The 2,794-nt window shown below is 75.8% G+C and carries 2 protein-coding genes and 1 pseudogene; 1 reads left to right on the top strand and 2 read right to left on the bottom strand.

Annotated elements, in window-relative coordinates:
- A pseudogene (locus tag NCC78_RS30400) lies at positions 1 to 356 on the top strand (coenzyme F420-0:L-glutamate ligase); the annotation flags it as partial.
- Positions 357 to 379: 23 nt separating this feature from the next.
- Here NCC78_RS30400 and NCC78_RS30405 read toward each other — a convergent pair.
- Positions 380 to 1,384, bottom strand: a complete 1,005-nt coding sequence (locus NCC78_RS30405) for an ArsR/SmtB family transcription factor (protein ID WP_250798838.1) — start codon at positions 1,382 to 1,384, stop codon at positions 380 to 382.
- A 279-nt stretch (positions 1,385 to 1,663) separates the two neighbouring features.
- Entirely contained in the window at positions 1,664 to 2,698 is a 1,035-nt protein-coding gene (locus tag NCC78_RS30410; protein ID WP_250798839.1) for a DUF4185 domain-containing protein, read from the bottom strand.
- Positions 2,699 to 2,794: the final 96 nt, after the last annotated feature.

Here is a 2,794-nt window from a genome sequence, read left to right on the forward strand (position 1 = left end):
CCGGCCTGGCCGCCGCCGCCACCCTGCCCGACGGCGCGGGCCCGACCCCACCCGACCCGGCCGCGGTCGCCCGGGCGATCGCCGCGGTCGCCGACGTGGTCGCGCCCGGCACGACGTTCACCCACGTCACCGACGAGGAGGTACGCGCCGGACTGGTCGCCGTCGTGCCCGGCTGGCCGGCGGAGGCGACGACGCTGGTGCTCGGCTCCCCGGCCACCCCGGTCGACCCGACCGGCCTGGTCCGCTTCGGCGCGGACGTGCACCGCCTGCGCACCGCGCTCGCCGCCGAGGGCGTCGGCTCGACCCTGCTCCCTGCGCCCACGGGCAGCACCGCCGTCGCCGCCCTCGCCCTCTGACGCTCCGCCCCCGCCTGAGGGGGTCAGGTGTCGAGCATCGCGCGGCCCAGGGGGGTCAGGGTGTGCAGGACGGTGTTGCGGTCGCGGTGGCTGACCAGCAGGCCGGCGTTTCGCAGCACGGTGGTGTGCTGGCTGGCGGCGGCCGGTGAGATGTGCAGCCGGCGGGCCACCTCGCCGGTGGTGCAGCCGGCGTCGCTCGCCTCCAGCACGGCGGCCCGGGTGCGGCCGAGCAGCGCGGCCAGCGCCTCCCGGCCCGCGCCGGGCGACCCCGGCCCGGCCCCCTCACCGGCGGCGGGAGCAAGCCCACCCAACCGGTCCACCGGGTAGACCAGGACCGGGGGCAGCGTCGGGTCCAGCAACGCCACCGGGGTACGCGCGCAGAAGAACGACGGCACCAGCAGCAGCCCGCGCCCGTCCAGGTGCAGCTCCCGGCTGTGCGGGTAGTCATGGATCTCCAGCACGCCCGACTCCCAGCGCACGGCCGGCCGCAGGCTGGTGAGCAGTCCCTCGACCCCGCCGTCGAGCAGCGCCCGGGCCCGTCTGGTCCGGTCGGCCTCCACCGCCGCCTGGATCCTGCCCCAGTACGGGTCGATCGCCAGGTCGCGGTACTGCTCCATGGCGCCGGTCAGGTGGCGCAGCGCCGACGGCTCCCCCCGGGCCAGCGCCGAGGCGGCGGCGGGCAGGCCGGTGCCGGCGGCGAGCAGCGACAGATCGCGGCGCAGCAGCGCGACGGGTGTGCTCCGCACGGCCTCCATGCCGGCCTCGAACCCGGTCAGGCTCTCGTAGGGGGTGAGGAAGTCGGGGAAGTAGCCGCGGGGCGGGTTCAGCGCGAACAACAGCCGCAGGCCCTCGCGGCCGCCGTCCCGGCGCAGACCCCGGGTCACGTTGCGTCGCCAACCCGCCATCAGCGGGTCACGGCTGCGCCCCGGCAGCAGGTGCAGGCTGAGGACCAGTTCCCAGACCGGATCCGCCGCCGGAGCCACCCGGGTCCGGAGGATGTCCTCGGCGGAGAAGTAGATTTTCAGCATGGAGTGCTCCTGCGCCACCGGCAGAGGGGATGCCGGAGGCCGTTTGAACTCTACCCGGGCCGGCACTTATCTCCGTCTTTAAGCGTGGGCTGAAAAACCTCGACGCCCCCGGGACGGGTTGGGCATGCTTCCACTGCCCGAGAACGGGGGCCGGCGCGGCACCCACGCGCCCGCACCGGCGATGGGGAAACCGGCGATCGAGCGGCACCACGAGGGTCCGCGGGCCTCGCCCGTGGAGGTGCCGCCCGGTCGCCGACCCGGCGGCGGCAGCGGTCCCGGTCAGCCCACCCAGAGCGCCACGCGGTGGTCCTCGTCGGTGACGTAGAAGATCCGCCCGTCCAGCTCGGCCAGCCCCTCCACGTGGTGGAACGGGGCCAGGTCCGCCACCAGCTCACCGGGGACCAGATGGCCGTCGGCGGGCAGCCGGAAGCGGACGTGGCGCGAGGTGACGTCCCCGCCCGCCGGGTGGTCGTCGAGCAGCACCGAGCCCTTGCCCAGCGCGTCGATCGACCCGATCACCGCCGCGTAGCCGCCGTCGGAAGTGACGGCGATGGCCCGGAAGCCGGCGAGCACGCCGGGCGGGGTCACCCCGGTCAGGACGTACGCCCCCGACGTCTCCGGCCAGCGCGCAGCGGCGTCGAACATGTCGGGCACCCCGGTCAGCTCGACCAGGATCGGCTCCCCCTCGGTGGTCACCGGGAAGCGCAACCCGAGCAGGACGGTGCCGGCCGGGGTGAAGGCGGCGGCCTCCACGTTGAGCGGCAGGTCGTCGGGGACCAACCGGGCCACCCAGCTCTTCGCCCGGGCGGTGCCCCGGGCGAGGGTCTCACCGATGAACCGGGCCCGCACCCGCTCGCCCGGCGGCAGCGGGGTGAACGCCGCCTTGAGCAGCGCGTCGTTGACCGCGCGGTGCAGCCGGAAGCGGTTGCGCACCACGTGCACCGGCAGCGCGCCGGCCGCCACGTCGTCCTCCCGGAACCGGGCCACGAAGGCGCGTCGCGGGCGCAGCGGCCCGGCCTTCGACCCGAAGTGCGAGCCGAAGACGTACACCCAGCCGTCGTGGTGGGCCAGCGCCTCGCCGTCCTCGGTCCGGCCGTTCTCCGCCCCGGCGTCGGCGACCACGTGGTGGGCGACCCAGCGGCCGTCGTCGAGCTCCAGCAACAGGGCCAGGCAGCGCTCCACCGGCCCCTCGTCCAGCACCGTCCAGAAGCCGCGCCGGGCGCCGTACGCGCGCAGCAGCACCGCCGAACGCACCGGCAGCAGGTCGCTGGCCTCGTTGCCGGCCACCACGAACTCGAGCAGTCGCAGGGTCACCCGGCCAGGGTACGGAGCCTCGGCTCGTACAGTGTCGGCATGCCCGACGCCCCACCCGCCGCACCGACGTCCGCGACCGCCGCACCGACGACGGCC

Origin of the sequence: Micromonospora phytophila, assembly GCF_023656545.1 — a bacterium.
Classification (GTDB): Bacteria; Actinomycetota; Actinomycetes; order Mycobacteriales; family Micromonosporaceae; genus Micromonospora; species Micromonospora phytophila.